Origin of the sequence: Streptococcus sp. OMI750, from assembly GCF_047463895.1 — a bacterium.
Lineage (GTDB): Bacteria > Bacillota > Bacilli > Lactobacillales > Streptococcaceae > Streptococcus.
In genome coordinates this window covers 110,107-136,842 of sequence record NZ_JASHCZ010000001.1, presented here as the reverse complement: position 1 = coordinate 136,842, position 26,736 = coordinate 110,107, and the positions used below count along the sequence as shown (strand labels likewise).

Sequence of the window (26,736 nt, the reverse complement as noted above, 5' to 3'; positions counted from 1 at the left end):
GTCTTAAAAGATACAATATCAGATATCATTATACGACACTTTCCTCTAGTTCAAAAGCTTCATAAGGTTCAACTAACTCATATCCTAAAAATTCTGCTACTTTTTTGGAAGCCTCGTTATGAGCATCCCAAAGTGGAAACATATCTCTATTTAAACTCTCTAGAATCATTGCAGCACCAAGCTTTTTAGCAAAGCCATTTCCTTGTTCGTTTGGTCTAGTTGCAACTTCCACTTCAACTGCTCCTTGGTAAACTAACCCTGAGGAAATCCCAGCAATCACTTCATTATTTTTAAGAATTACAAAGCCAAATCCACCTTTTAAAGCAAAATCCTGGTAGGACTCAAAATCCCCCTGTAAATCTTGTGACGATTCTTCCTCAGAAAGGCAGTTATAAATACGACTATCAATAGGTACAATATTGTAACCTTCCTCTATATGAGTAACTAGATCATTTAGAAATTCAACTTGAAAATTTGCCTTATCCTTAAAAGAATAGCGAGTAAAAGATATTAACCCAACTTGCCGATGCAGAAAATCTTGCCACTTAGTGTCTTCTGAAATAATAATCTTATAATCTAAAACATATTGCCTAACAAAATCTTCCCAAAATCTAGAATTTAGCTCCCCTGCTAGGTATAGAAAATTCCCAATATCATAAAAGCTCGTTGTCCTATCACTGTTTCGATAAACAGTCCCGATTTGAGATTTAAGACCATAGAGAACCATATATTTCTTCCATGTTTTAAATAGTTCCATTATCCCCCATCTTTACCTTCCAATTCTTATAGCTTGTCAGTTCTAATTCTGGAAATCCTAATAACTCTGCCTTAGCCTTTAATACTAAGGGAGAGGCATTGTCTGCAGTAATTTCTTCCAAATTCAACCAAATTGCATTTGCTGAATCATTGCTTCCATCAAAAACTTCATGAGGAAGGGATTTTTGAGAACGTTCTAAATCAAGTACGATATCATAAAAGGCCATGATATGGTGTACGGCGAAGTCTTGCCCTTCTTCTTGAACCAGCACGTCATAAATCCTAGGATTTGAATAACAGCTAAGCGTATAGCCTGTCTCTTCCAGAACTTCTCTCTTGAGGGTTTCTGTCAACCCCTCCCCTACTTCCTGGCTACCACCTGGTAGGTCAAAACGATGCTGATAAGGTCCTCTCGTTTTCTCAATGCAGAACAATTCCCCATTCTCAAAGCAAATGCCATAGACACCAAAGTGTTTTTTGATTTCCATATTCTACTCCTTCTAAAAGTCCAAGATCAATAACTTACCCTATCCCTTAAAAGGAAAGAGGCTATAGATTTCATGCTCCTTGACATACTTCTTTAGTATCTCCATATTCTCTTCGATTTTTGCTTGGATATCTGTCTCTTCAAACGTTGACTCAGCAATAAAGAGGTGAATCTTCAATAGATCTGTCAAGTATAGCAAACGGCGTTCCATTTCCGATTCAGGACTTGAGGCTTGCTCGATTTTTGCAAGCTTTTGCTCCAAGCTATCACCATTCAAAAATCTCTGATGAACTCTCCTTCTAATTTTTTGAGTGGATTCCTCCCCTTGTTCTAATGGAGATAAAAGGAGTTTTTTATAGACGATTACCTGATTTTCTTTTTCTCTTTCCAGATAGGCCAATAAAACCAGAGCGCTATCAACAAAGGTCCAAGTGTTAAAATTCCCTTCAAATGGAACTTGTATGATCCTATCTAATAATTCCTTAGCCATTTCCTCTTGGCCATCCAGATAAAGTAAATAGGCCAGATGATTCAGCGATTCGAGATAGCTAGCTTGGGTCTTCCTATTCTTTTTAGGGATCCGGTTTAAATACGATACTAACTCAAGATCATTTTCAACCTCTTCGATGAGTTCTTTCACATTCATTTCTTTTCTCCTATCCAATTCACTTTTTGTTATTGAGAAAGGCTTTTCTCAGGTCAATCTTACCGAAGTAGATATTCTTTCGCTGTCGCTTGGACGTCTGGGGAAAGGTAGCGCTCTATCAAGTCACCTGTCCCAACAATATATTCCTCCAGAGGGACATCTTCTCTTTGTTTCCAAAAATTTGAAAAAGCGAAATAGAACTCCAAAAACTCCGTCAAACTTTCGCTGAGTTTGTAGAAATTAGGATCTCCAGGACTGCCCGCGTAAACTGGAGAACTGTCATCTTTCATATCACAGAAAAGAATATCATCTGTATCTGTAGTAGCGAATATCTGGTATTGCCCTTCACTAAACTGAAGAATATCTTGTAAGGCCCAACATTCGACTGTCCTTGCAGGAGAATCTAATACCAACAAAATGATATTAAAATTTTGATTAGCAAAAAATAAATCCTCATTGAACACTATATGTTGATAATAATCAAGTAATTCTCCTGTAAAATCTGAGGAATGGATCCTTAATTTTTCGTTTGAAAAACTCACTGGTTGGGGAATAAACGTTGTTTCCTCATAGAGTTTAATGATCTTTTTTAATACAGTCACTACTGCCATTTTTCTCTCCTTGGTCATTCCTCTTCCGTCTCCTTTAAGAATTCCAGCCATATCTTCACATCTGGGTTTATCTCATGCGCTATCTCAGCATGCTTCCTATAATCCATATCCAAGTAGCCTTGTTCATTCCGGAAAATAATGCCTTGTTCATAACATGCTTTAAGGGTTGCAAGCATAGATTCTAATGACCGGTATTCGACCTGGGCCTCTTCTTCAAATACATAAAAACCAAGGATTTGCCCCTGACCTTCTGGAGCCAAGTTCATGGCATAAAAATCTCCCCCTCCACTGGCAAAAATTGGGAACCAGCATTGATTCCAAGTAGAAGTCTTCCTCAACTCCTGATAGGTCTGGATACTTTCTTCCAGAGACATCAAATAGAAACCAGGAAAAAATGCCAGCTCACCGAGTGTGATTCCCTCACTATCTTTTGATCCGTTTCTCCAAGTATAAAGGGCATGCAAGTCCTGAGTTAGCTGCAATGGGATTTCCTCAAACAATTCTTGAATCTGTTGAGAAGATAGTCCCGGATTTAGATGGTCTACACAAGGATGATCTAGCTGTTGGAGACTTTTTTCAATCTCATTTAATAATTGGGTGATCGTTTCCATTTGTTCTCCTTGCCTTGTAAATCATTAGAGACGAGTTCCTTCGTTCCTAGAAAAGAGCTTGCGATTATACAATCCCATCTTCTTTATTGTACTCTATCATGCATTTGACTGCATATTCTACCCATTCCCAAAAATCATTAAACTCTTTTCGTTGCTCCCATCCTTCAGCGGCAAAATCATGAATGAGTTGGACTTTATTGCCCTTTCCTATTTCAAAACAAGCTGTATCATCACAATCTCCTCTTTTAGCAAATGGAATCAACTTTCTGCTTGGGTACCTTTCCTGCAATCCCTCATACAAAGACAGGGCCCATTCTGAATCCAACAGATACCAACAATCAAAATCAACTAAATTGAGTTCGATCAATTTTTTAAACGATTCAGGATACTGAAATAGCCTTTCATCCAGTAAATAGTTCTTCATTTCTTATTTCCTTTTTTGTTACTATTGAAATATCACTCCCTCAAGAGGATGTTTCTTATACATTGATACTACTATAAATCGATTGCTCATCATTTCACACTGCTACTCTATGATTGTGCCAAGTATCATCTTATTTTGCTCGGATATCTGAAAGTCATCCATGAAATAGGGTAAAAAGTCATCAAGCAAGGGATGGCTAAGCCCGTCGATTGGGAATCCTCTTTTGTGGCGTTCTTTTAGTAAAACTAAGATTTCAATTGGGAAATATTGCCATAGTAAGGTATTGAATTCAACTAAATGACTATCTTTGGTGTTCGCTAAATGATAATCACACATGGATAAAATTGTTTCTCTAAAAACATCAACATCCTCTGAAAAAATAGTTTCCATAACCTGTTTATAGGCATCATTCACATTATGATAAGGGTTCGAGTCCAAGGGTTTATATTTAGCATCACAGGCATTTTCGAGCAAGCTAGCTAAGCGGTCGCCCTGTCCATTTCCATAAAGAAAAACGACTAAAGGAAATAAACTCTTGGCTGAAAAGAAAATAACTTTTTTCCCTTTTTCAACTTGGGTTTCTTTAAAATAGGCTAATTTATCAATTAAAAATTCTACATAGGTATGATCTAAATAGGCAAGGGCAAATAAGATAGTCAAACAAATATCTGTATCAAAGTTTGAGCCACCTTTCGCTAAATATTTAGCAGAAGCCATATCTGCCATTACAGAACAAAAACAGCCGTTTAGCAAAGATTGATAGGTTTCAGATGTCTTGTTTTCAATGAACTCAGAAACCGAAGTATATGGTTTAATAGCATGAACCATCCGTACATGTTTATAGGAGTAGGTTTCTGTTTTCCCGTTTTCCTCCCAATTGATCTCAAGGCTTTTTTTGCCTGCTTTTAATGCTTCTAAAATTGCTTTAGTAGTATAAAGCTGTGCTTTTTCAAGATCAAAATCTCTCGCCTTTAGTACTTGATTTTTAACGGTTGTTATTTTTCTTTTTTGATTTGAAAGTGTTTTATTCATATTGACCTCTAAAATTTTATTTCTTACACTAAACTACCGCTATTTTTTGAAGTACATCTCTTCCTGCATTCCTATACTATCCAGTATTTCACAAGGAAGAATTGATCCACTTCCCATCATCGAGCCATTCTTTCTTATCAATCCACCATTTCCCCTTTTGAAACACCATTTGAAAACGATAGAGGGTTTCTATACCAGAACGATTCTCCTTGATGTAGAAATAAGCTTGATTCTCGTCATGCTCTTCATCAACGATAGGATGCGTCTCAAATTTGTATTCAAATGGAAAGCGGACTGATAAGGACTCTTCCCTTGCTCTGAGTGTTTTTCTAGATGTACAAAACTGATCAAAAATCGGAGCTAATTCATCCTTCAACATCTCTTTATCAGCTTTGTTTCTTAGGCTCCTAGTGGCCTTTTTCTCCCAAGAATACATAGCCTGCATAAACTGGAGTAAGGTTTCTTTTGCTAGATTCGTATGGCTCATATTTCCTCCTACTTAAACAACGGGACTAAAGGTTCGTTTATTATGAAAACATAGGTCATAAAAAGCTGTATTAAAGGCATTTTTTACTCCTCACGCATGCAAACATGTGGTAACTCTCTTCTAAGAAGTTCCCTTTGCTTTTGATTTGTTCTTCCCGTTGTTAAAAATCGGAGATGTTTCAGACTCTTCAGGTAGCTAACTGTTGATGCGTAGTTAAAAATAGACGTGTCAACAAAATCTAAAAAACGAAGCTCACTAGAGGGCTGGATAAAATCCAATTCTGGTAAATTTTTATTTGCTGTAAATGAAAGATAGAGCAACTGATTTAAATCCCTTATAAAATCAAAGTCCGGCAACTTTACACCATAATCAACGTGCAGATAACGCATGCCAGTATGAAAAGAAATGTTCTCTATTGTTTCCAAATTTGTCATGGAAGATATCCCTAGAGCTTTCACACAATCATTCTGGGGTAAGATAATCTTTTTTACTTTACTAGCCCCAACTATTAAAATCTTTTCTACTTGTTCATATTTTGAAAAGTCTAGCACATCAGATTTACTTCCCATCAAGTAAATCATCCTCGTATTGCTAGGTAAAGAAAGCTGATTAAAATCCATATCTTTCAGCATATCCTCTGGGTTTTCGACAATGTACTTTTGTCTTAATAAGCGATTGATATCGATAAATTCTTTATAAGTCAATTTTTCATCCAATAATGGTGCAATCTCTTCAATAGAATGCAGAGGCTCCATTGCCAATAAATTCTCTCTTTCGGAAAATCCTTTTTTAATGATCTCTAAATATTTATCTAAACTGGTCATTATTCACCTCTTTTTATGAATATCATGCTTCGTTTTCTTTGTTCAACCTATCTATTTTTACAATGACACTTTTACAAGAAGAATAAACCATTGCTTGTCTCAAAAACTAAAATCATGAATCTTCAGAGTATTTTTTCTAAATAAACTATATCCTGCTTGCTCAATCTCGATCAAAAATGACCTTGACTCTGGCTCTACCCGAAGCGTCTAGATATTGCTCTAGTTTCGTAATAGACTCCTCTGAATCAGACAATTGAACAAACAAATCCCCATTGATGGTCATGACATCCTTTGTCGGTAAAAGCATGAGATTCTCAACGCTTGGATCATTCACAATCATTAAGGAAGGGGAATAAATACAGCTTCTGGAGAGGTCTAGATTTCCAAATCGCTCCCTAGCAGACACAAAAATAGATTCCATCCCACCTTGGGCTTTCAGAACAAATTCCCTCTCGAAAAATGCTTCAAAACTGTCGTAGATCTCGATGACATCCATAGTAATCCCATCTAAATAATAAACTTGATGACTTTGAATGTTCCCATCCTTCAATCTATAAGCGAATTGATCTCCAATAGCAGACATACCAAAAAAATAGTAGTCTGATGCATAATCTCTCCAGACATCTTTCCATAGCCTATCCGAATTCCAAGAGTCCAGCGTGATGGCTTGAGCAGAATCTGTACCAAACAAACGATAATAGCCACCATAAAATTCCAAGCCGTTGGTTATGGAGAGCAAATCCAGGTGAGCTTGCGGAAACTGTCTGGCTTTGAGTTTTTCTAGTTCAAAAGCTGAGGCCCCACTTTCTTGTATAACCAGATCCTCACAACATTTTAAAAAATTCTTCATTTTCATTTGCTTCTCATCTCTTCATCTTTGGCTTTAACCCAGCATAAATTCAATAAAGTCTTTTCGATAGGCTTCAGGAAGTTGCTCTTCGATAATAGCCATGATTCCTGTTAAAAAACCTTCTTTATAGTCCGACAAGTCCTCATCAATGTAGATGTCATTCTCAAACTTGGTGATTTCTAGCTTTTTCATCTGACTATAAGTAGACAAGAAAGTAGATAAAGAGGGGCTTAAGCAATAGAGCTTGAAATTCCCAGGAATCTTGCCAAATACAGGACTAAGCTCGCTAGTTAGATCACAAAAAATTGGCTCATCCCCCATCATGTGAGCAAAAACCATATAACTCTCTTTCCAGCTAGGATCCTGCCATCCTTCTGATGCAGCTTCACATAGAGGGAGAGGAATTAGAGCAAGATCATAGGGAGCTCCTCTAAAATAAGCTTCTTCATCAAAGTCTAAATGCTGGTAGAACTCTTTCAATTGACCAGACAAATCTGGCTTTTCGACATGGAAACAGTCACTAGTAAATACAAGCTCTCCTAAGCCCTTGTTTCTATGATAGACTTCTACGAATTCCTTTAACAAATTGAGCATCATTATTGGACTCCTCTCACATTTTTGGGATTATATTTGGCTATTTTCAACTGACGATTACGTATCATTCTGACCGCTAGCGACAGCCTGAGCCCATATTCGTTCAAATTCTTCTTGACTAATCTTGATGGAGTCTGATAGATCCAACTCATCTTTTCGACCATCATAGAGTAGAAACCCTACTTCTGGAACATAATCCTGTAGGCAAGAGGAAGCATAAGAGTGCCCATTCAAAACGTTAATTTGTCGACTTGCACGCTGACCAGTAAACTCTGTATAAATAACTCCTAGGCCTGTCATAAACTCACTATTGCCATAATAATAATATTCTTTTTCACACATTAGAATCTTCCTTTACCATTTGTCTCTCCAAGAATGGCATCCTTTCCTCTTTGCCTCTTTCATCGACTAATTCTATGTTCATTTTCAATTTATAGAATCTACCGGTTTTTATCCTTATTCTCCAAGACTCTCACTTCTACTTTATCCTCCGCTAAATGGAGATCCAATACTTTTTCCTGGTCTTGAAAGAATAGCGTCAGGTCTCTGGTAGAAAATTCAGTAAAATAAGAGGACAAAAAGTCATCCAAATCCTCCATTTGAACAAGACATAAATCGGTGAAAACTCCCACAAAACTAGGATAAACTGCCTTCGATTTCCAACTAGACTTTGAATGGACCTACTTAGATCTTTAGTAGTAAGATTGGCAGAAAACTCATAAAGGCAAGGAATCGGAGAATCGATAGGATTCAACTCCCCAGCATACCAAGCAATTTCTTTAGGTTTATCGGTCAGAAAATGAACATCCTTGATCCCCTTCAAACTCTTGATTCGTCTTTCAACTTTTAATAAGGATAATTTCTTTTTTAAGTCACTCATTGTTCTTGCTCCATCATTCTGAAACAGAAATTTTGCTCACAATCTCATTCTGTTTATCCAACAAATAAAGAAAGTTCCCTTTTGCTTCCAGTTTACCAAGTTTAGCCCCATAATCCATCTCATGAGGAGGGCAGGATTGAATCAACTGACGGATGCTCTTGTCCTTGTACTCTATCTCCCAAAACAAATCCACCTTATCAAGCTGATGCTCCACTTGAATAGAATAGGTCGTGGATTGGATCTTCTTCCTTTTCCACTCCCAGCTATTTTCGTAATCGTTTTTCTCTATTTCATTGACTACATCCTCTATCAAGGAGCATGGAATAAAGAGCTCCTGAAACACGCGCTTTACCCCTTTTAGCAAGGCCCCTAAGAGCATCTTTTTCTGTTCCAATGGACTCGAGCTTTCATAATTAGAAAAATCAAATAAAACCTGAACGGTATAGACGCCAAGTAGGTTCATGATAGCTGGATTGCTAATCGTATCTACACATTCTACGTTGATTTTCCAACAATGCTTGGTCACAACTGGTTTAAAAAGGCGCTCTACCATAGAGGTCATACATTTGGATTCATATACGAACGCTCTTCGCTGGTCTTTCCAATTCTGTCGGTAGTCTTCAACTCTAGCTTCCTCGTAGGTTAACGTAGCTAAGTCCATCAGCTCCTCAATCCTCTGTTGATTTTCCACATAGGGCTTATCTAATTCGAAATACTCTAACTTCATATTCGTGGTCTCGCAGTTTTTTTCTTGTAGAAAGGTTTAGCCTTAGGTCAAGGTATAATGTTTGTGCTCTTCCTTCACTTTTTCCCATAGTCGCGGTGTCCCTCCTAAAATGGAAGATTGTTTGATCATTCTGAATCTCCGCAAGAAATCTTTAAGTATCAATCTTCACAGGACCAATCTCAGCAATTCTAAATAGGTCAGAAGATCCTGATAACATCACATCATTTTGGTTTATAAAATTGAATTCAACCTTATTCTCTAAAAAGAGCAGCTCCAGTTGTCCCTTCACCTTATGAATCCCCTTAGAATAAAAATGGATTTCATCTAAATTAAAAAATTCTAAATTAATTTTTATGGCATTAAATGCACTTTTCTGCCACTTTTCAGGGAAGTTAGTTGGGAAATCAAATACATAAAGGACAAGATCTAATTTGTAATCGTAACATAACACAGTATCAAGAAAAACATTCTTCAAGTCCAAATCACCATCAAACAAATGAATAATCTTTTCCTTCCCCACTGCTTTTTCAAACCATTTCACAAGATGAACTCCTTTTTAAAAATGAATATAAGTCTTCTTTTTAAGATTCATTGTTTCCCTCTTTAAGGAGATGGTAACTTCTCTCTTTAAGTAGATCTTAGAATAGCCTAATCCTCCTGCCGTCCTTTCCTTTGGATACATCCTCAATGATTGTATTTATATGTACTTCATTAAATTGACGGGAAAAGTCTACAATTTTCTGGCGATTCTGTTCTGGATATAGATAAGATGCAGCCAAAATGAACATAAACGGAGAGATTGTTCCTCTTATATTTTCCAAATAAACATCCTTGGTGATAAAGGTCATGATCTTCTCAAAATCATCATCTTTCAGCACAATCTTTCTCATATAGAGTGCTGCACAAGCACCTGCAGCTTGCAATAAGTTATTCGATTCCAAGGACTCATAAACAAAAGACAAGTTCTCTGTTTCTAAATTTTCTAGATAAGCAATCGCTACTGCTAGAGAGCGATAGGTTACAGGGGTTAGGATGTCTCTCAGCAGTAATGACTTGAGATAGGGGACTTCTTCTGTGCAATCCGTTGCAGCCATGGCGTAGAGCAAGTACATTTGTGATTCCCATGATTTAGGCTTTTCCATCTCCCCTTCCAAGGCCTGATGCAAGAATGGTCCATATCCTTTTAGTCTGCCTCTTAAAATTTTTTTCGCTGCCTTTTTTACCAAGGGCGTTCGTCCTGAAGTTAACTCATCTACATAGTCCATCTCAAACTCCTTTATTTCCTCTGCTTGCCAGTTCTTCTTCCAAGATTCTGTTATAAACTATACTTCCGACACAGGCTTCCCAGTCCAGCTCCTCAACTTCTTCCCTAGAAAAAATCTTAGGTTCTATCCTACCATCTAGCCAGACCTTCCCAAAGTGAGGACCATTTGGATCTCCCCACTTAAAGGCTAAATCCTTGAAATGGCTTGGATCAAAATCCGCTTGATGACCAATTATCTGCCAAAACCATACTGGACTTCGATCAAACAAGGTGTAGGAGTCTACAATGATGGGCTTACCTATAAATTGAGCACGACTTAGCTCCTCAACTGTTATAGTAGGACTTGCTTGAAAGATATCGAAAAATTGAATGACATGACCAACATTCACTTTTCCAAGGATTTGACCAAATACAAACATTTCCTCCGAAAATTGATAGCAAAAAATATCACCAATTTTAATAAATCGAAGTTTTGTTCTTGGCTTTTCATTCCACTCTCGAATCTTTATCTGGGTCATTTGTTCTCCATTATTAATTTAAATCCATTCCTACTACTCTTTATTTATGATATGAAAGAGATCGTCTCTTAGAACAATTCCATCGTCTTCTATCAAATAGGCCATGTGCTCCCAGAAGGGCAATTCTTGTTCAAGAGGTTCTTCCAAGGTAAGTACTTGATCCTTCAAGTTTGCTGCAATCTCTTCGACTTCATCTTGCTCAATCTCATAAAACTTTGCTTTCAAAAGAAAGATGCCTGATAGAAAGAGTGAATACGAGGAAACAAAAGTATGCAAGGAAGAATTGACATAAACCCTCGATTCTTGAAAAACTTCCCTTCCTTCTTGATTGCAAAGTAAGAAGACTTGCTTCTCTTCTCCAATTACAAAGGCACCTAAAAAACACTGACCAAAAAGCCTATAACTCTCCTGATTTTTCCTTAGTTCGACTAGTTCGTCGCCTGCTTTGACAAAAGAAAATCCCATTTTGGAGTAATCCTCTAAATATGCCAAAAGGTTGAAACGGACCTCATCCAAACTAAATGGTTTCTCCTCTTTAGGACCTACGCTAAAACCGTACTCCTTCACCAATTCATCGATATTGACTGTCATTTTTCTCCTTATCACTATCAGTCATTGAATACCATTTCTCTAATCGGCCTAGCTAATCATCAAAAGGCATAAAGCTATCATGTTGCTGATAATAATTTAAAGCCTCGACCAAGTCTTGGGGACTAGCATCTGGCTTTTCCTCAAGTGCGACTGCAAGAACATCAATCAACTGCTCTCCATAATAGACTAGCAGCAGATCTTGCTCCGTCACTTCTGTCGGGTAGACATCACGGTCTTCCACAACATCCGGATAATCGGATACCCAATAGAGCCTAGCTAGTGCCAGTTCTCCATCCTCCTTGCCATAGAGGCAAAAATCATCTGATACTAATTGATCCACGCGCACCTGCTCAATTATCTGCTCTAGTGAAAGTTCTTGGTGTTTTCGCATCCCTTCTCCTTTTTAATCTCACTCTTCAACAAAAGAGTTCAAAAATTCCTCAAAAGAAGCCCATTGACCGTAGATCTCAGCTGTTTCTTCTAGAACATAGAAATACACCTTGCCATAATCCTCTGCCCTTAAAGAAAGAGCATAGTTGCCCGATCCAGGATCATAGGCAAAATGGAGAAGATCTGTGGCCTTAAATCCCGCCGGTACAGCCTCATCGTCAAACCAGGTAAAAGACTTCTTCATCTCCTCCAGTGAATCAAAGGAATTGAAAGGAAAGAGATGACGGTCATCGTGAACACCCCTTACTTGGGGCTGGTCACCATTGTACTTGAGATAAAAATCCTTCATGGCTTCCGGCAATTTCTTTCCAAGAATCTCCTCAAATTGTAAAAAATCTTCGCTTGAAATAGCTGGATCTGTGTCTGTTAATACTAGCATCTCGTCTCCTTTTGAGTCTCTCTTCCCAAAGGCTTTTTTTATTTGACCTCCATATTACAGGTCCCTTTTAGGCTATCATACCATAAGATTCCTTTTCCATAAAGCTAAAATAGAAAATGAGCCCAGTGGTTCTACTAGACTCATTTCATCCTTATTATTTTACTTTTTTCAGCCCTTACTTCAAACTCCAACCACCATCAATGGTCAGGATTTGTCCTTGCATGGCAGAGGCCTTCCCACTGGCCAAAAAGAGACTGACTTCTGCCACTTCTTCTGGCTCTATCCAGCGTTTAATAGGGGTCTCGCTAGCCACCCAGTCTGCTAGACCGCCTGGCTCAAAGTCCGCAGCGGTCATAGCCGTTTTGACAGCTCCAGGAGCAATGCCAAAGACCTGAATCCCAGCTTCTGCATAATCCAGGGCCAGCTGTTTGGTAAAGCCTGCTAGCGCATGCTTGGAGGAAGTATAAGCGTGACCGCCACCTCCTGCTAGGCTAGAAGCAATGGAGCACATATTGATGATGATCCCTTGCTTCTTCTCCAACATTTGAGTCAGATAATGCCGTGTCAGCTCTACCGGAGTTACATAGTTGATCTCAAAGATCTCCTGAATCTCCTGAGCGCTTTGCTCAAGAAGTGGTTTGTAGTCATCCAAGATCCCAGCCGTATTGCACAAGATGTCCACCTCTGGACACCAGTCAAAAATCGGCGCCAAATCAAGAGTCAAGTCCCGCTGCAAGAAGCGGAAATCACCCAACAACTGGGGATCCGCTCCCTGGTCCACCCCATAAACCTGGTAGCCCTTTTCTAGAAAGAGGCGAGCTTGAGCCAGACCAATCCCGGAGCTAACGCCTGTGATCAAGACCCCTTTAGTCATGAACTTCCACCCAGTCTGTCGCTAAGACATCACAAGGGGTTGGACTCCACATGGAAAATCCTTCGCCTTCACCAGATACGTTAATGAGAAAATAAGGCGTCACTTCAAGGGCAACCCCGTTTTGCTCGATGGTATCGAAAAGCTGGACATAGTTCTCAGCACCACCCCAACCAGTTCGCACATATTTCTTTTTTGCCTTTAGTCCAGGCAAAATTTCTTCGAATGTCATCATCTTCTCCTTTGATTCTTACTCTCTTTATTATAACAAAAATCAAGCATCCTCGTTGCTTTCTATCTGCCATTTCTTCTTCACCTGCTCAAAAGAAAAAGCCAGAGTAGTTCTCTGACTTTTCGTTAAGCTTCTTACTTATTTTCTTCAGAATGTTGGTAGCCATAGCTGAAATAAAGGACCGTCCCAATCAAGAGAGCAAGGCCAAAGGCAATCCAAGTTCCTAGAGAATACTGGGTCATGAAAGAGACGCAGATGATAATGGATAAAATAGGCAGGAATGGAACCAAAGGAGTCTTGAACTCCCCTTCCTTTGGTAGCCCTTGTTCTTTACGAAGTTTAAGAATAGCTAAGGCCATCATGATCAAATAGGCTAGGGTACAGATATTTAAAAAGGAGGCAATACTCGCTAATGGGAAAACCCCACCTGCAATCGCTGCAGCAATCCCAGCTAGTATCGTTGCCTTTTTAGGCACCTTGGTCTTAGGATCCAACTCCCGCATCATACTGGGAAGAAGACCATCACGCGCTAAACTATAGATCATTCGAGAAAGAGCAAAGGTCATTGAAATGCAGACGGTGATGAGGGTAAAAATCGCAACGAGGGAAACATAGGTCCCTGCCCAAGAGGCTCCTACCTGACGGAGAGCATAGGCAACCGCATCATCCACATTCAACTGACTAAAAGGTACCATCCCCGTTAGCACCAAGGTTACCAAGATATAGAGCACCGTCGTAATCATCAAACTGAGAACAATCCCCCGAGGAATATTCTTTTGAGGCTCTTGAATTTCATCAACCGCCATGGAAATAGACTCGAATCCTAGGAAAGCGAAAAACATGAGCGAAGCCCCCGCCATAATCCCTGTCTGACCACCGTAGATTTCCCCAAATCCATAAGGAGCAAAATTTGCCCAGTTGGCAGGATTGAGATGAAACTTTCCTACCAGAACAAACAAAGCCAGGGCAGAGAATTTCAAAATTACCAGGATCGAATTAAAGCGCAGGACAAATTTAGCATTGTGGAGAACTAGAGCCGTCACCAGAACCATGACTAAAATGGGTAACAGATCCACATAGTTCCCTGCAGTAGGATTAAAGGTCCCATTTAAAGCAGCTGGGAGATGGATACCTCCATTCGCTAACAAGCCCTTGAAATAGGCTGCCCAACCCGAAGCGACCCCGGATACAGCTGTCATAAATTCCATAACCGTTAGCCAGCCTGCAAGCCAAGCTGGAAACTCACCAAAGATAGCATAGAGGTAACTATAGGCTCCCCCAGTCGCAGGAATACGAGAGGCAAATTCGGCAAAAAAGAGAGCTGAGAGTCCTACGCAAAAAGCTGCAATCACAATGGAAACAATCAAGGCTGGTCCAGCTAAAGTAGCAGCAGCAGTTCCCGTAATGGTGAAAATCCCCGTTCCCACCATAGCACCGATACCTAAAACAATCAAATCCCACATTCGCAAATGGCGATTCAGACCAGCATGAGATTTGCCAACATCTTTTTTTCGAAATAGATTCATCCCTTTTCCCCCCTTTTATTGTCATCATTCTATCACACTTAGATTGAAAATGGTAGCCTATCTCTGACAGTAACTTCTCCAACTAATAAAGGAGGGGCACCCCTCCTTAACTGTATTTTAACCTTCTTCAGCCTTCATTTTTTTCAAGGCCCGAATGGTAAACCAATAGTATATAACTAGCCCAAAAACAATGACGGCTGTTGGCAGGAGGACAGTCATACTAGGATTCTGAATTCCTTGTGCCAAGGTCCAGCGATGCAAGAATCCCACTACTAAGAAGGACAGAATAGGAAAGATGAAAGCACGAGCAAACTCTTCTTTCCACTGCCACAGGATAAGTCCTGCAGAAGCCCCTGTCATCAGGAAGGCATCCCATGGATTCGGCACTGTCAACCAAGCAAGTGCTGGTAAGAAACGGACCCCAACTATTTCACTGATAAAATAGATACTCAGAACGAGAACGACTACTCCATAAATTGCTTTTTTTGACTTCTCTTCTGCAAAAATGAGGCGACGAAGGAGATAGAAGAGTAGTCCAACGGCCAAAAGCCCTAAAATACCATCCGTTAGATAGACAAGTGGCTTAAGAACCAGGACTGCTTGCGAAGCAAAATCACTTAAGAGGCGATAAAAAATCACAATTCCTGAGACGATTGCACCATATTTTAGAACAGATCGCGTGGATTCTTTAGGCATGTTCTCTATGATTTGGTCTGCCATTCCCTTAGGATCCTGTCCAAAATAGTCCTTGGCCGTCCATCCATCTCCACTTGCTTGCGAAAAATCTAGCGCTAGAATATAGACCTGCTCTCTCAAAGCTTTCTCCTCATATAAGAAACCAGCGAAATTAAAATAATCCCAGAGATCTTGGAAATAAGCTTGGTCCTCCTGGCTAAAGGTTTGAACCAAAGCCTGCGTTTCTTCATAATAAATAACTGTTGTCATCTTTCTTCCCCCTTTCTTTGGAGACGAAATACAATGAGGGTTAGGGCTAGTCCTATAAGAGGAAGTGCCCATCGTAATACGTTAGCAATTTCTGGATTCACAAAGCGAATCCAACATCCAGTTACAAAGAAAGTCAGCCCCATGACCAGTAGGCTAATAGACAAACGTTCCCGATTCCTATAAGTCATCATCGAAAATCCAAGAAAGATCAGAACAGCCAGAGCAATTGCCCAACCATCTGGCAAAAGGATACTGCTATTCTGACCAAAATGAATGGAAAACATGCGCGCTAGTCTAGGAGACAACTTCAGACTGATCACACTGATGACAAGAGCCCAAGACCACTTGATTTCTCCATAGCTCTGCTTGGACCAAAGCCACATCATGAATTGACTAACCACTAAGAAGATAAGGAAATCTACCAGGTAGGTTAATGGGGCGATTTTCAGTGGTGTCATCCAGGTGAAATCCATTAAATAATGCACACCAGCTAAAATCGCTCCAAGAATGAAGACTAGTCCCACATAAGAGCCTAAAGAACGTTTAGCCAAGTCTGAAAGAACTTGATCCACCATAGCCCGTGGATCCTTTCCATAGTAGTCCATTGCACCAGTCCCGTCTCTCTCAGCAAGCTTTAAGTCACATACCATATTGTAGAGCTGTTCACCGAGTACGTCTTCGTCATAAAAATAAGACTTGGCACCAATATAGGTCATCATTTTTTTCATATAGGCTTGATTGTCCTTATTTAGGTGCATCAATTCGGCTGACATTTTTTCTGTATAATCTTCGATCATTCTTCCCCCTCCTTCTTGATACGTTCTACTTTTGTGACTAGCTCCTGCCACTGGTCCCAAAATTCCCCTAAACGCTCTTTTCCAGCATCACTGAGTGAAAAATACTTACGATCAGGACCATCTGGAGACGGCCTCATTTCCCCATGAATAACCCCTTGTTTTTCTAATTTTTGAAGTAGGGGATAAATGGTCCCAGCGACAATCTTGTCAAACCCCATCTCTTTAAGACTTTGGATCAATTCATAACCATAGATAGGCTTTTTGGAAATAATCTCTAGAACACAGCCCTCCAAGACTCCTTTTAGCAATTGGGACTCTTTCATCCTTCTCACCTCTTTCTTCGTCCACTAGTTGGTTTTACATACTAGCTTCTTCACTATCAGTATACTCCTTTTCAACTAGTATGTAAAGCATACTAGTAGTTTTTTTAAAAAAATTTTTATTCCTTAAAAAACGCATAAAATCAAGGCTTTTCAGCATTCGGTTGTGTAAATATACAAAAATAGTTTAAAAAACACTTTATTTTATGGATTGAATGGAGTATAATAATTAAAATTATACAAAAGGAGACACGAATATGAAAAAATCGAAGCTTGCTCTTTTAGCAGGTGTAGCCGCTGCTTCAACGCTTTTCCTTGCTGCATGTGGTTCATCTTCTAATTCATCAAAGGGAACAACCTACAACTACGTGTATGGTACAGACCCTGATTCCTTGAACTATTTGACTTCAAATCGTTCAACTACAAGCGACATTACAACTAACTTGGTCGATGGTTTGTTTGAAAACGATCAATACGGTAACTTAGTGCCTGCTCTTGCAGAAGACTGGTCTGTTTCAAAAGACGGGCTCACTTATACCTACAAGCTTCGAAAAGACGCGAAGTGGTATGATTCAGAAGGAAATGAATACGCTGACGTCACTGCAAATGATTTCGTGACATCTCTGAAATATGTAGCCGATAAAAAGTCCGATGCTCTTTACTTGGTTCAAAACTCAGTCAAAGGCTTGGATGATTATGTGAACGGAAAAACTAAAGACTTCTCAACTGTTGGGGTCAAAGCTGTTGATGATCATACTCTTCAATATACTTTGAACCAACCTGAATCTTTCTGGAATTCTAAATTGACTACTTCTACTATGATGCCGGTCAATGACAAATTCTTGGAATCAGCTGGGAAAGATTTCGGTAGCGTGAAACCAAATGGGATCCTCTACAATGGTCCATACATTTTGAAGTCCTTCACTTCAAAATCACAAATCGAGTTGGAAAAGAACCCTGAATACTACGACAAGAAAAATGTTCACATCGATACCGTTAAATTAACTTACTTCGATGGATCCGACCAAGACTACCTTGCTCGTAACTTCTCAGATGGTAACCTATCTACTGCTCGTCTCTTCCCAACAAGCTCAACCTACAGTACGATTGAGAAGAAATTCAAGGATAACATCGTTTATTCCCCACAAGATTCTACTGTTTACTACGCTTACTTCAACGTAAACCGTCAAAATTACGGCCATACGAAGAAGACATCTGATGAGCAAAAGAACAACACGAAGACAGCCCTTCAAAACAAAAACTTCCGTCAAGCTTTGAACTTTGCTTTAGACAGAACTTCCTACAGCGCTCAAGTTAACGGGAAAGATGGAGCATCAAAAACTCTACGTACCCTTCTAGTTCCACCGACATTTGTGCAAGCAGACGGGAAAGACTTCGGTACTCTCGTTGAAGAAAAACTTGCCGCAACAGGAGATGAGTGGAACGGTGTTAGCTTCGCAGATGCTCAAGATAGCTTGCATAATGCGGATAAAGCCAAAGCGGAACTTGAAAAAGCGAAGGCTGAATTGCAATCACAAGGTGTTCAATTCCCAATCCATATCGACTATGTTGTGGACCAATCTTCTAATGCTCTTGTCCAACAAGCAGACTCTTTGAAGAGCTCAATCGAAGCAGCCCTTGGTACAGACAATGTCGTGATCGATGTACAAAAATTGTCTACAGACGATGCAGATAACGCTACTTATTTTGCCCAATCACCAGAGCAAAAAGACTTTGATATGGATATCACTGGTTGGGGACCTGACTTCCAAGACCCATCTACTTACTTGGATATCTTAAACTCAACAGATGGTTCAACCTTGACTGGTATGGGACTTGATCCTAAGAAAGACCAAGCACTCATCGAGAAAATTGGTTTGAACGAATACCAAGCATTGCTAGATGCTGCCAATGCTGAAAAATTGGATACCAATGCACGTTATGAAAAATACGCTGCTGCCCAAGCTTGGTTGACAGAAAACGCCATTGTTCTTCCAATCTACTCTAAGGGTGGAGTTCCATCTATCACGAAGGTGACGCCATTCTCAGCAGCAAATTCTGCAATTGGTATTAAAGGTGAAACAAGCTTCTTCAAATACCAAAAAGTGCAAGACAAGACAGTCACAACGGCTGACTACGAAAAAGCTTATAAGAATTGGTTGAAAGAAAAAGAAGAATCAAACAAAAAAGCGCAAGAAGAACTTGCGAAACACGTGAAATAATCACGATAAAAACACCGAGGTTGAACCTCGGTGTTTTTTGTTCAGCAACTTGTCGTCTTTTTCATTTCTCAATCTTTTATAGACTCAGCGCTACCTCACGACAATCTTCCGATAACTTCTAGAAGTCAGAAGAAAGACGAGAACATAGGAGATAAAAAAGACAGCGCAGATAGAAAGTGTTGTTTGAAGTACCAAGCCCGCATTGGTTGCTCCTAAGATAGCAACGATCTTTGCGATCATCTTGTAGGCCACTCCTAAGTACAGGAAGGAGAAGAATAATGGAAGGAAAAAGACGGTGAGAATCTGTTTGCGAATGGTGGTGGACGTTTGCTTTTGGTCCAATCCTACTTGTTGCAAAATCACAAAATTTTCCCGATCTTCATAGCCCTCTGAAATCTGCTTGTAGTAAATCACGAGAACCGTAGCCAAAAGAAAGATCACCGATAGAAAAATCCCGATAAATAGAAGAGTCCCTGCTGTTTCACGCCAATCTTTCTCTATGCTGTATCGATCAAATCCACCAAAATAAGTCGCACCATATTGACTCATTTTGTCTGTCGAATACAGCTCTTTGATCAAGCCAGAAATAAAATCTTGGTTATCTTTATTTTTAGCAGTAATAGAGAATTCCAAATTTTTATCAACTTTTAGTCCCAGTTGGTTCAAGTCAGGGAGGACCAGGTACAAGCCCATTTGGTGTTGAAACAGGTCGGATTGAGGGAGTTTTCCTTGGATAAAATTGGAGTTTAGTTTTTCTTTAATTGTGAAGGTCTTCCCATTGATTTCTAATTGTGCGTCTAATTTTCCAGGATACTGATATCCATAGGCTAGGATTTCATTTTCCCCAAGCTCAACTTTTTGACCGGTCAGTTGCTCATAAGTCGCTTGATCAAAAAAGTAGACTGTTCCTTCTGTCTTCAACTCCTGACCATTTGATGGAGTAGACTGGTCATTCACCTCTAAGATCCTTCCATCAATCTTTCGAATTTCAGCTGACCAGTATGTTGTCTGTGCCACCTGATAATCTGACAGATGTGTCGCGTCAGCTGTTTTCTTAATTTGAGCTTGAACATCCTCAACAACCGGTTCTGTCTCAGCATCTGAAGGCATATGCCCCACACTAATCATGTAATCAGAAGGGTAAACAGTATCTAGGTAATTCTGCCCTCCAATAAAGATATTGAGCGATCCGGTTAAGGTGACCAAGACCATGGTGGAGAGAATACTAATAGTCGCAAGACCCGCTGCATTTTTTCTCATCCGAGCTATTAGGTTGGAGACAGATATAAAATTCTCTGGCTTGTAATAGTAGGATTTCCGACCTTTGAGAAATCTTAGGAAGGTAATGGAGCCTGCATTGAATAATAGATAGGTCGCTAGAATGACCAAGATGACGGCAATAAAGAATCCTTGAACCGCTGCAACTGGCCGCTCAACGGTTAGCGCTATATAAAAAGCAATTCCTAAGAGCCCTAGTCCTAACAGAGTTTGAACCAGCAAGAAGCGTCCCTTCTTCTCCCCTGCCTTTTTCTGTTGCATGAGGTGGAGGGAACTGTAGCGCAAGAGACGGAAAGAATTCAACAAAAGAATGAGGCCAAAAGCTAAGGCTAACCCAAGTAAAGTGTTAAGAACAGCCTCTATCTGGAAGGTTGATTGAATGACGACTGGTAGCCCCATACATTTTAGGAGCAAGGCGAAAATCAAGCGATCAAACAAGAGTCCCAAGCCCAGTCCTACTCCAACTGTGAGGATATAGAAGATAAGCAATTCCCATAAGGTCATGACGAGGAGGTGCTTCTTCTCCATTCCCAGAACACTGTAGAGTCCCAGTTCTTTGGAACGATTTTTCATGACATAGCCATTGGCATAAGCCACTAAAATGATGACGACCAGCTGGACGACAAAACTACCGAAACCAAGAACAGTTCTCGCCGCTCCCCCTCCGTAAGAATCCTCTAAATGAGGGGTCGATGATAAGGCGATAAAACTATAAAGGATCATGGTCGTTAATATGACAGCCAGGGCAAAGGGGTAATAGAGTTTGCGATTTTGTTTAAGGTTGGAAAGAGCTAATTTACTCGATAATTTAAACATAGCTATCCTCCTTACCCGCCATGACCGTCAAGGTATCTGAGATTTCTTGGAACATCTGACGTTCCGTTTTTTCTCCCCGGAAGATCTGGTTGTAAAGGATCCCGTCCTTGATAAAGAGCACGCGCTTAGCCCGAGCTGCTGCTGCTGTTGAGTGGGTCACCATGAGAATGGTTTGCCCCATGCTATTGATGTCTTCAAAGACATCTAGCAAGGCAGCCGAAGACTTGGAATCCAGCGCCCCTGTTGGCTCATCGGCAAGGAGGATTTCAGGGGAGGTGATGATAGCCCGTGCTACAGCCACCCGTTGTTTTTGTCCACCAGAGATTTCGTAGGGATATTTTTCAAGCAGTTGATGAATGCCTAACTCCCGACTCACGTTCTCCACCTTACTCATCATTTCCTTGACTGCTCTGCGAGAGAGAACTAGAGGCAAGAGGATATTGTCCTTGACAGACAAGGTATCGAGCAGGTTGAAGTCTTGAAAGACAAAGCCTAGTTTTTCCCGACGGAAGCTCGACGCATCCTTGTTCTTGATGGTTGAGGTGTCTATGCTATTTAGGTAGACCCGGCCTTCCGTCGGCTGGTCCAGCATGGCTAGGATATTGAGGAGGGTCGATTTCCCGGATCCTGATTCCCCCATGATGGCGACATATTCACCCTTCTCAACGGTGAAGTGAATATCCTTCAAAGCTTCGACTTGTGTTCCTTGAAAGCGGGTTTTGTAAATTTTTTTAATGTGTTGAACATCTAGTAAGGTCATAGTTAATTCCTTTCTAACTCTATAAAAGCTTCAATCGTTTTTTACAAATCAATTGTACTAAAACTGAGAGGCTTTCACCATAACAAAACCTTACAAAAGATGCATTTAATCTTACATTTTTGTAAGATTGACATATTTTTTTAATTTTACTACTATAAGTTTACCACATTATTTTAGTCAAAAGAACCCCCCTTGATACTACAAGGGATTAATTCGGCTCTATAATATTTGTAGTGGGTAAATCCCCTATAGGTATTATGGAGCCTATTTTGTTGTAGAAAAAAAGTCCCATATGACCTATAATGAAAAGCAACCAAACCATCATTAGAAAGAATCATATGGAACAATTATATTTTATCACAAAGCTTCTCGATATCAAAGAGCCAAACATCAAGATTGTAGATATCATCAATAGGTATACTCACAAGGAAATCATCGCTAAACTGGACTATGAGGCTCCATCTTGTCCTGATTGCGGAAGTCAAATTGGAAGCGACGAATAATCTCGTCAAACTTATCAAACGAAATTCCTTTGGTTTTCGAAACTTTGATAACTTTAAAAACGGATTTTTATCGCCCTGAATATAAAAATGGAGAGGACTACAATCGTCCTCTCCAGGTGTTAGCTTTTATTCAACCCACTACAGTTGACAAAGAGCCGAAGAAAGAAATACTGTGTGGTCTTTGAATAATAGATATTTTAGAGGCTAGATTCTTGAATAATTTTGTAAGATTCATAGTCATGAAAGTGAATCCTATCTCTGTTTCGACGACTTGTTTGTCCCTAACACGTACTCTTCGAAAGAAAAAATAATCTATGCTCTACCATTTTCAGGGTTCATTTGAACGATTTTAGGTCCAGATAACACTTGAAGAGCATAAGCGAACAGTGCATCTTCATAAGCATAGTTGAATGAAATCTAGGGCAACCAGTATGAGAGTTTTCCTATAGAAACATTTGACTTGGGGTACTGTCAACAAAAAAACTAATCATTTAATATTCATGAGTTGTTAAAATATCACAGAACAGACTTACTTTCAAACTTAACTGATTTGTGTTATAACTTGTAAACATTATCAACTTAATGGCGCGATTGTCAAGTTAAGATACTAGGATTAAAAATTGTCTTTTTTCTATCTGAATGTACATATAAAACACAATCACTTACTTTTTTCTTTAAAAGATTCATATATTTTTTTATATAACTCTTTTATATCTTTTTTCTGAGAATTAAATTCTTCTTTACCGTAGTCAAAATTTGCAACTACAAATCCCTCGTCAGCATTAGAAAAAGTAAAAAATTCTATTTCAATGAGTTTATTATGCTTAGAGTCCTCTATAGTGTCTCCTAAATTATTATTAAATTGCTTCACTTCTTCTTCACGAACTCCGAACCCCATAGCAGCTCCATTTGCAATGATGTTTGAAAATACTTCTTCTGAAGACGCTACTTCTTTTACAGTTATGAAGTATGTAGCTTCTTCTGTTTCTACTTCTTTCACTTTATGCCATTTTTCTGTATCACTAGAAGAAACCGTATAAACTGTTAACTCCACCGTCGGTTTATTGGTATTTTCTTTTAAGATCATTTGTTTTCCAAAGAAGAAAATAGCAAGTAGCCCAGCTACAAAGATCAAAGCAATATAAATTATCTTTTTCATACATTATCCCCTATATCTTTCATATCAATGATCACATCAACTTTGTTATAGACAGCTGGATCGTGAGTCGCTATAATAACATATTTGTCTTCATCTCTTTCATTTAATAATAAACGAATGATTTCTTTTCCAATCTCACCATCTAAAGCTCCTGTGGGTTCATCTGCTAAGATAATTTTACGTGGTTTCATTAACATTCTGGCAATAGCTACACGTTGAGCCTGCCCTCCAGACAATTCATATATTTTTTGATGTAAATGGTCGCTCGACAGTCCTACTTTTTCAAGTACATCAGTTATTATTTTTTTGTCTTTAGTGATAAGTTTCAAATTATCATATACTGTTTTGTTCTCTATTAAAGAATAATTCTGAAATACATATCCAACAGTATTTTTAAAGAAGGTTCTTTCTTTTATCTTCCAAATATCCTGTTTATCAACTAAAACGTTCCCACTATCAATTTTTTCTAATCTTCCTATAATATTAAGAAGAGTACTCTTACCAGAGCCAGAACCTCCAATCAATGCATAGCTTTTTCCAGATTCAAATCTTAAATTTAAGTCTGTAAAGATCTTCTTTGAGCCGAAACTTTTTGAAACGTTCAAAAGGTCAATTGTCATGTTTCATCTCCTTTTAAAATTTTAGTGTAGCTTTCAGATAATTTTCTAAAACTCATTATTATTGACAACATCAAAACCAGCAGAGAAGCAAGACCAATATATAGCAGCTCTATTTGCCCTGTCATAAGAAATGTAAATAGAATAACCATTGTAATAGCCATCATAAAATACTTAAGACTTGAAATTGCTATATATGTTTTTGACAAACCCAAAATGATTTTTTTCACATATTCATTCTGTTTTAGGGCAATATAAAGTTGGACATATTGATAAATGAGTATAAAGACAATACTGTAAATTATCTTCTGCAAGATTTGTGACAGTAGAATTTGGTGCTCTAAGGATTGGATCTTCAACTTCACAATTTGGTAAACATCTACTGGATTCATTGAAACATTCAACTGGTTAGCCATCTCATTTATTTTCTTTACCCCCTCAGGACTAAAAAGAGACTTATTAGTTATATTACTAGCCAAAGTAAACTTGTTGTTTTCGATCATTTTGTCTGTATCTAACACAACAACAATGTTATCTTTGCTATCTGCTACACTTGCCATTGGTAAAATATCTTTATTTTTATGATCGATATCAGCATCCTCATTGAAATAAAAAATTTTATTACCATTAGGAATTATTTGTACTGCAAGCTCTTCTTTTGTATAGTTTGTTCCAATAAATTGTTCTGCTACAACTGTATTCTCAATAGATTTCTGGTTTTCTTTCCATTTCTCAGGAATATAAATAGTTGCTATCTTATTATCTAAAATATGATAATTTGTTCCATTCACTTTATTTTGTAGGTTAGCACCTGTTTGATTGATATAAATCAGATCTTTATTTATTTCTGGATTCGTTATTCCATCATTTTCTAATTGTTTAGAAAAGTCTTCTAAAGCATGAGATGTTTTCATAAAATCTGGAACATAGGCTGAGGATCGTTCTATATATAAATAATCTAAGTTTTTGAAGGAAGCAGCTATCTGTAGATACTGATCATCCGAATCACTTACTTCTCCATTTTTAGCAGAGTTATTTTCTATTCCAAGGAACTCAATTCTTCTCCAGTCCTTTACTGTATCCCATGGTACTAAATTCTGTATCTGAATGTTAATACTGGATTGACTACTCTTTGTTTCTTGTAAAAAAATTCCTGAGATAAGGATGATAATCGAAATAATGGCAAGCCATACGACAAAAATAAGCTTGTTTTTTGCCTTGTTTTTGATAATTTCAATGGGCTTTTCAATCTGAATCGTTAACCAAAATAAAACAAAGGTAATGAGATCAATGATTTGAAAAAATATAAAATTCGTTAAAAGCAGAGAGAAAAATAACTTAGAACTATAGGTTAAGAAACCATTTCCCAAAAAAGAACTGTAAAAAATCATCAATAAAGCCATCATAATCAGTTCAAAAATAAGAGAAATGACATACTCTCTTCTTAGATCGTATACAGGCAATCCCAAAGAACGTCGTATCACCCCTTCTTTAATCTGCCTCGTCCTAACAACAAATAAAACAACTAATAAAGTTAAGTAAATGGAGCTCATTAACAGTATTCTTAAAGTTCCAGTGAATTGTAAGATTCCTCCTATATACCAAGGATAAGCAATATAGACTGTTTGCAGCCCCGTCATAGTAAGTGGTTTCAAACTGTCTACATCCATTTCCCCAAGGGTATAATACATCCCTATTATCGGTACTGACTTTAACTGTTCATTGTTTTCATCATCGACATTTACATACTTCAACTGACCCGAATTCTGAACGACCGGCTTGTAAATGGTAACTTTTTCCGTTTTTGATAAGTCACGAAGCATTTCGTATATTTCATTATTAGAAAGATTGCTTTTTCCTTGAATAGAAAAAGCACCATCAATTGGTAAAGGTATGGGCGTTTCGGTATCGCTAATAGTGACCAGACCAATTGCAGCAATCAAACAAAAGAAGAATCCAATGATACATAATTTTAATTTCATAAGCACTTACCATATTACAAAAGACACTATCTTATAATTAGATCTCTTGTTTTCATAAATTATTTTTAAAATCTATAATAATCCCAATATGCATATAATCGAACATCGTTCCAAGATTTTTTTGCACTTGATAATATCCATCTATAATTTTTTATCGTGAACTTTAAAGGTTCCAAAAATATTCGTTACTGAAGATTCTGAACCAATATTAATTGGAGACTTAACAAAGGAATTTGAATAACCATAGCTATTCATTTACAACATATTCCCATACATAAATAATGGGATATGGAGCTGGGATTGCTGTAGTTGCGCTAATGACACTAGATTTAGTAGAAAAGCTAAAACTTAAAACACTTGCAACTAGAAAAACAGACACTTTCTTTTTAATTCTCCTTGAATTAAAATATTTGATAAAACCTCCGTACTAATCCTCTTTTTAGTCCCTCAATTTTACTTTAACATGAATTGATAATATTTAGTTTTTATCACAGTTATAGTATCTAGATTCGTTATAATATTTCATAACACTCCTTTTTTAAAAATTAAACACCCCTTTTTGTAAGCACCTACATTT

General features: G+C 38.4%; 31 protein-coding genes and 3 pseudogenes. 3 read left to right on the top strand and 31 right to left on the bottom strand.

The genetic code is table 11. The features are described 5' to 3' along the window. Window positions 1–28: 28 nt before the first annotated feature. The 25 genes from QM830_RS00810 to QM830_RS00690 form a co-directional block, all read right to left on the bottom strand. Window positions 29–757, bottom strand: coding sequence for a GNAT family N-acetyltransferase (locus QM830_RS00810; protein ID WP_414325151.1), 729 nt, complete (start codon window positions 755–757; stop codon window positions 29–31). Next, window positions 744–1,244, bottom strand: a complete 501-nt coding sequence (locus tag QM830_RS00805) for an NUDIX hydrolase (RefSeq protein WP_414325150.1) — start codon at window positions 1,242–1,244, stop codon at window positions 744–746. The genes QM830_RS00810 and QM830_RS00805 overlap by 14 nt, the downstream gene beginning before the upstream one ends. Window positions 1,245–1,283: 39 nt before the next feature. Next, window positions 1,284–1,889, bottom strand: coding sequence for a DUF6707 family protein (locus QM830_RS00800; protein ID WP_414325149.1), 606 nt, complete (start codon window positions 1,887–1,889; stop codon window positions 1,284–1,286). 59 nt (window positions 1,890–1,948) lie between these two features. Continuing rightward, window positions 1,949–2,500: a hypothetical protein gene (locus tag QM830_RS00795; RefSeq protein WP_414325147.1), complete on the bottom strand. Its 552-nt coding sequence runs from the start codon at window positions 2,498–2,500 to the stop codon at window positions 1,949–1,951. Window positions 2,501–2,514: 14 nt separating this feature from the next. Then, window positions 2,515–3,111: an SMI1/KNR4 family protein gene (locus QM830_RS00790; protein ID WP_414325145.1), complete on the bottom strand. Its 597-nt coding sequence runs from the start codon at window positions 3,109–3,111 to the stop codon at window positions 2,515–2,517. A 64-nt stretch (window positions 3,112–3,175) separates the two neighbouring features. Further along, window positions 3,176–3,535 carry a hypothetical protein gene (locus QM830_RS00785; protein WP_414325144.1) on the bottom strand — a complete coding sequence of 120 codons (360 nt, stop codon included), beginning with the start codon at window positions 3,533–3,535 and terminating at the stop codon, window positions 3,176–3,178. Window positions 3,536–3,637: 102 nt separating this feature from the next. Beyond that, window positions 3,638–4,567, bottom strand: coding sequence for a hypothetical protein (locus QM830_RS00780; RefSeq protein WP_414325142.1), 930 nt, complete (start codon window positions 4,565–4,567; stop codon window positions 3,638–3,640). Window positions 4,568–4,655: 88 nt separating this feature from the next. Then, window positions 4,656–5,054, bottom strand: coding sequence for an NTF2 fold immunity protein (locus QM830_RS00775; RefSeq protein ID WP_414325140.1), 399 nt, complete (start codon window positions 5,052–5,054; stop codon window positions 4,656–4,658). Window positions 5,055–5,137: 83 nt separating this feature from the next. Continuing rightward, window positions 5,138–5,878, bottom strand: coding sequence for a hypothetical protein (locus tag QM830_RS00770; protein WP_414325139.1), 741 nt, complete (start codon window positions 5,876–5,878; stop codon window positions 5,138–5,140). Between the two features lie 160 nt (window positions 5,879–6,038). Further along, entirely contained in the window at window positions 6,039–6,728 is a 690-nt protein-coding gene (locus QM830_RS00765) for an SMI1/KNR4 family protein (RefSeq protein ID WP_414325138.1), read from the bottom strand. 33 nt (window positions 6,729–6,761) lie between these two features. Continuing rightward, window positions 6,762–7,325, bottom strand: a complete 564-nt coding sequence (locus QM830_RS00760; RefSeq protein ID WP_414325136.1) for a hypothetical protein — start codon at window positions 7,323–7,325, stop codon at window positions 6,762–6,764. A gap of 54 nt (window positions 7,326–7,379) precedes the next feature. Next, complete coding sequence (locus QM830_RS00755; protein ID WP_023917559.1) at window positions 7,380–7,664, bottom strand: hypothetical protein; 285 nt, start codon at window positions 7,662–7,664, stop codon at window positions 7,380–7,382. Between the two features lie 551 nt (window positions 7,665–8,215). Further along, a complete protein-coding gene (locus tag QM830_RS00750; RefSeq protein WP_272078960.1) occupies window positions 8,216–8,929 on the bottom strand; it encodes a hypothetical protein in 714 nt (237 codons plus the stop codon). A gap of 151 nt (window positions 8,930–9,080) precedes the next feature. After that, entirely contained in the window at window positions 9,081–9,470 is a 390-nt protein-coding gene (locus QM830_RS00745) for an Imm50 family immunity protein (protein WP_272078962.1), read from the bottom strand. 97 nt (window positions 9,471–9,567) lie between these two features. Further along, complete coding sequence (locus QM830_RS00740) at window positions 9,568–10,194, bottom strand: hypothetical protein (RefSeq protein WP_238656053.1); 627 nt, start codon at window positions 10,192–10,194, stop codon at window positions 9,568–9,570. Between the two features lies 1 nt (window position 10,195). Beyond that, window positions 10,196–10,711, bottom strand: a complete 516-nt coding sequence (locus QM830_RS00735; RefSeq protein ID WP_272078964.1) for an Imm26 family immunity protein — start codon at window positions 10,709–10,711, stop codon at window positions 10,196–10,198. 33 nt (window positions 10,712–10,744) lie between these two features. Continuing rightward, on the bottom strand, window positions 10,745–11,302 hold the full coding sequence (locus tag QM830_RS00730) for an immunity protein (protein ID WP_285338136.1): 558 nt from the start codon (window positions 11,300–11,302) through the stop codon (window positions 10,745–10,747). Window positions 11,303–11,354: 52 nt separating this feature from the next. Continuing rightward, window positions 11,355–11,693 (bottom strand): hypothetical protein, encoded by a 339-nt coding sequence (locus QM830_RS00725; protein WP_272078967.1) that lies wholly within the window; start codon window positions 11,691–11,693, stop codon window positions 11,355–11,357. Window positions 11,694–11,711: 18 nt separating this feature from the next. Further along, a complete protein-coding gene (locus QM830_RS00720; RefSeq protein WP_272078970.1) occupies window positions 11,712–12,131 on the bottom strand; it encodes an SMI1/KNR4 family protein in 420 nt (139 codons plus the stop codon). A 175-nt stretch (window positions 12,132–12,306) separates the two neighbouring features. After that, window positions 12,307–13,005 carry a 3-oxoacyl-ACP reductase gene (locus QM830_RS00715; protein WP_414325133.1) on the bottom strand — a complete coding sequence of 233 codons (699 nt, stop codon included), beginning with the start codon at window positions 13,003–13,005 and terminating at the stop codon, window positions 12,307–12,309. Then, complete coding sequence (locus tag QM830_RS00710) at window positions 12,998–13,234, bottom strand: DUF2829 domain-containing protein (RefSeq protein ID WP_000141913.1); 237 nt, start codon at window positions 13,232–13,234, stop codon at window positions 12,998–13,000. The genes QM830_RS00715 and QM830_RS00710 overlap by 8 nt, the downstream gene beginning before the upstream one ends. Window positions 13,235–13,368: 134 nt before the next feature. Continuing rightward, on the bottom strand, window positions 13,369–14,760 hold the full coding sequence (locus QM830_RS00705) for an APC family permease (RefSeq protein WP_414325132.1): 1,392 nt from the start codon (window positions 14,758–14,760) through the stop codon (window positions 13,369–13,371). 117 nt (window positions 14,761–14,877) lie between these two features. Beyond that, a complete protein-coding gene (locus QM830_RS00700) occupies window positions 14,878–15,705 on the bottom strand; it encodes a hypothetical protein (protein ID WP_414325131.1) in 828 nt (275 codons plus the stop codon). Further along, window positions 15,702–16,502: a hypothetical protein gene (locus tag QM830_RS00695; RefSeq protein ID WP_414325130.1), complete on the bottom strand. Its 801-nt coding sequence runs from the start codon at window positions 16,500–16,502 to the stop codon at window positions 15,702–15,704. Before QM830_RS00695 ends, QM830_RS00700 begins: the two co-directional genes overlap by 4 nt. Beyond that, window positions 16,499–16,825 (bottom strand): PadR family transcriptional regulator, encoded by a 327-nt coding sequence (locus QM830_RS00690; RefSeq protein ID WP_414325129.1) that lies wholly within the window; start codon window positions 16,823–16,825, stop codon window positions 16,499–16,501. Before QM830_RS00690 ends, QM830_RS00695 begins: the two co-directional genes overlap by 4 nt. Window positions 16,826–17,079: 254 nt before the next feature. Here QM830_RS00690 and QM830_RS00685 point away from each other — a divergent pair, with 254 nt between their 5' ends. Further along, a complete protein-coding gene (locus QM830_RS00685; RefSeq protein ID WP_414325128.1) occupies window positions 17,080–19,044 on the top strand; it encodes a peptide ABC transporter substrate-binding protein in 1,965 nt (654 codons plus the stop codon). Window positions 19,045–19,134: 90 nt separating this feature from the next. Here the strand turns inward: QM830_RS00685 and QM830_RS00680 are convergent, their stop codons facing one another. Continuing rightward, window positions 19,135–21,138, bottom strand: coding sequence for an FtsX-like permease family protein (locus QM830_RS00680; protein WP_414325126.1), 2,004 nt, complete (start codon window positions 21,136–21,138; stop codon window positions 19,135–19,137). Beyond that, on the bottom strand, window positions 21,131–21,898 hold the full coding sequence (locus tag QM830_RS00675) for an ABC transporter ATP-binding protein (protein WP_414325125.1): 768 nt from the start codon (window positions 21,896–21,898) through the stop codon (window positions 21,131–21,133). The genes QM830_RS00680 and QM830_RS00675 overlap by 8 nt, the downstream gene beginning before the upstream one ends. Before the next feature lie 338 nt (window positions 21,899–22,236). Between QM830_RS00675 and QM830_RS00670 the strand changes: the two are divergent. Further along, window positions 22,237–22,386: pseudogene (locus QM830_RS00670) on the top strand (ISL3 family transposase); the annotation flags it as partial. Then, window positions 22,373–22,524 (top strand): annotated as a pseudogene (locus tag QM830_RS00665) (transposase); the annotation flags it as partial. The pseudogenes QM830_RS00670 and QM830_RS00665, both read left to right, overlap by 14 nt. A 535-nt stretch (window positions 22,525–23,059) precedes the next feature. Here the strand turns inward: QM830_RS00665 and QM830_RS00660 are convergent. The 4 genes and pseudogenes from QM830_RS00660 to QM830_RS00645 all read right to left on the bottom strand — a co-directional run bounded on the left by QM830_RS00660 (window position 23,060) and on the right by QM830_RS00645 (window position 26,478). Further along, window positions 23,060–23,560, bottom strand: coding sequence for a hypothetical protein (locus QM830_RS00660; RefSeq protein WP_414325124.1), 501 nt, complete (start codon window positions 23,558–23,560; stop codon window positions 23,060–23,062). Beyond that, window positions 23,557–24,180 (bottom strand): ATP-binding cassette domain-containing protein, encoded by a 624-nt coding sequence (locus tag QM830_RS00655; RefSeq protein WP_414325122.1) that lies wholly within the window; start codon window positions 24,178–24,180, stop codon window positions 23,557–23,559. The genes QM830_RS00660 and QM830_RS00655 overlap by 4 nt, the downstream gene beginning before the upstream one ends. Next, window positions 24,177–26,159, bottom strand: a complete 1,983-nt coding sequence (locus QM830_RS00650) for an ABC transporter permease (protein WP_414325120.1) — start codon at window positions 26,157–26,159, stop codon at window positions 24,177–24,179. The genes QM830_RS00655 and QM830_RS00650 overlap by 4 nt, the downstream gene beginning before the upstream one ends. A 65-nt stretch (window positions 26,160–26,224) precedes the next feature. After that, window positions 26,225–26,478, bottom strand: a pseudogene (locus QM830_RS00645) (hypothetical protein). Window positions 26,479–26,736 lie beyond the last annotated feature (258 nt).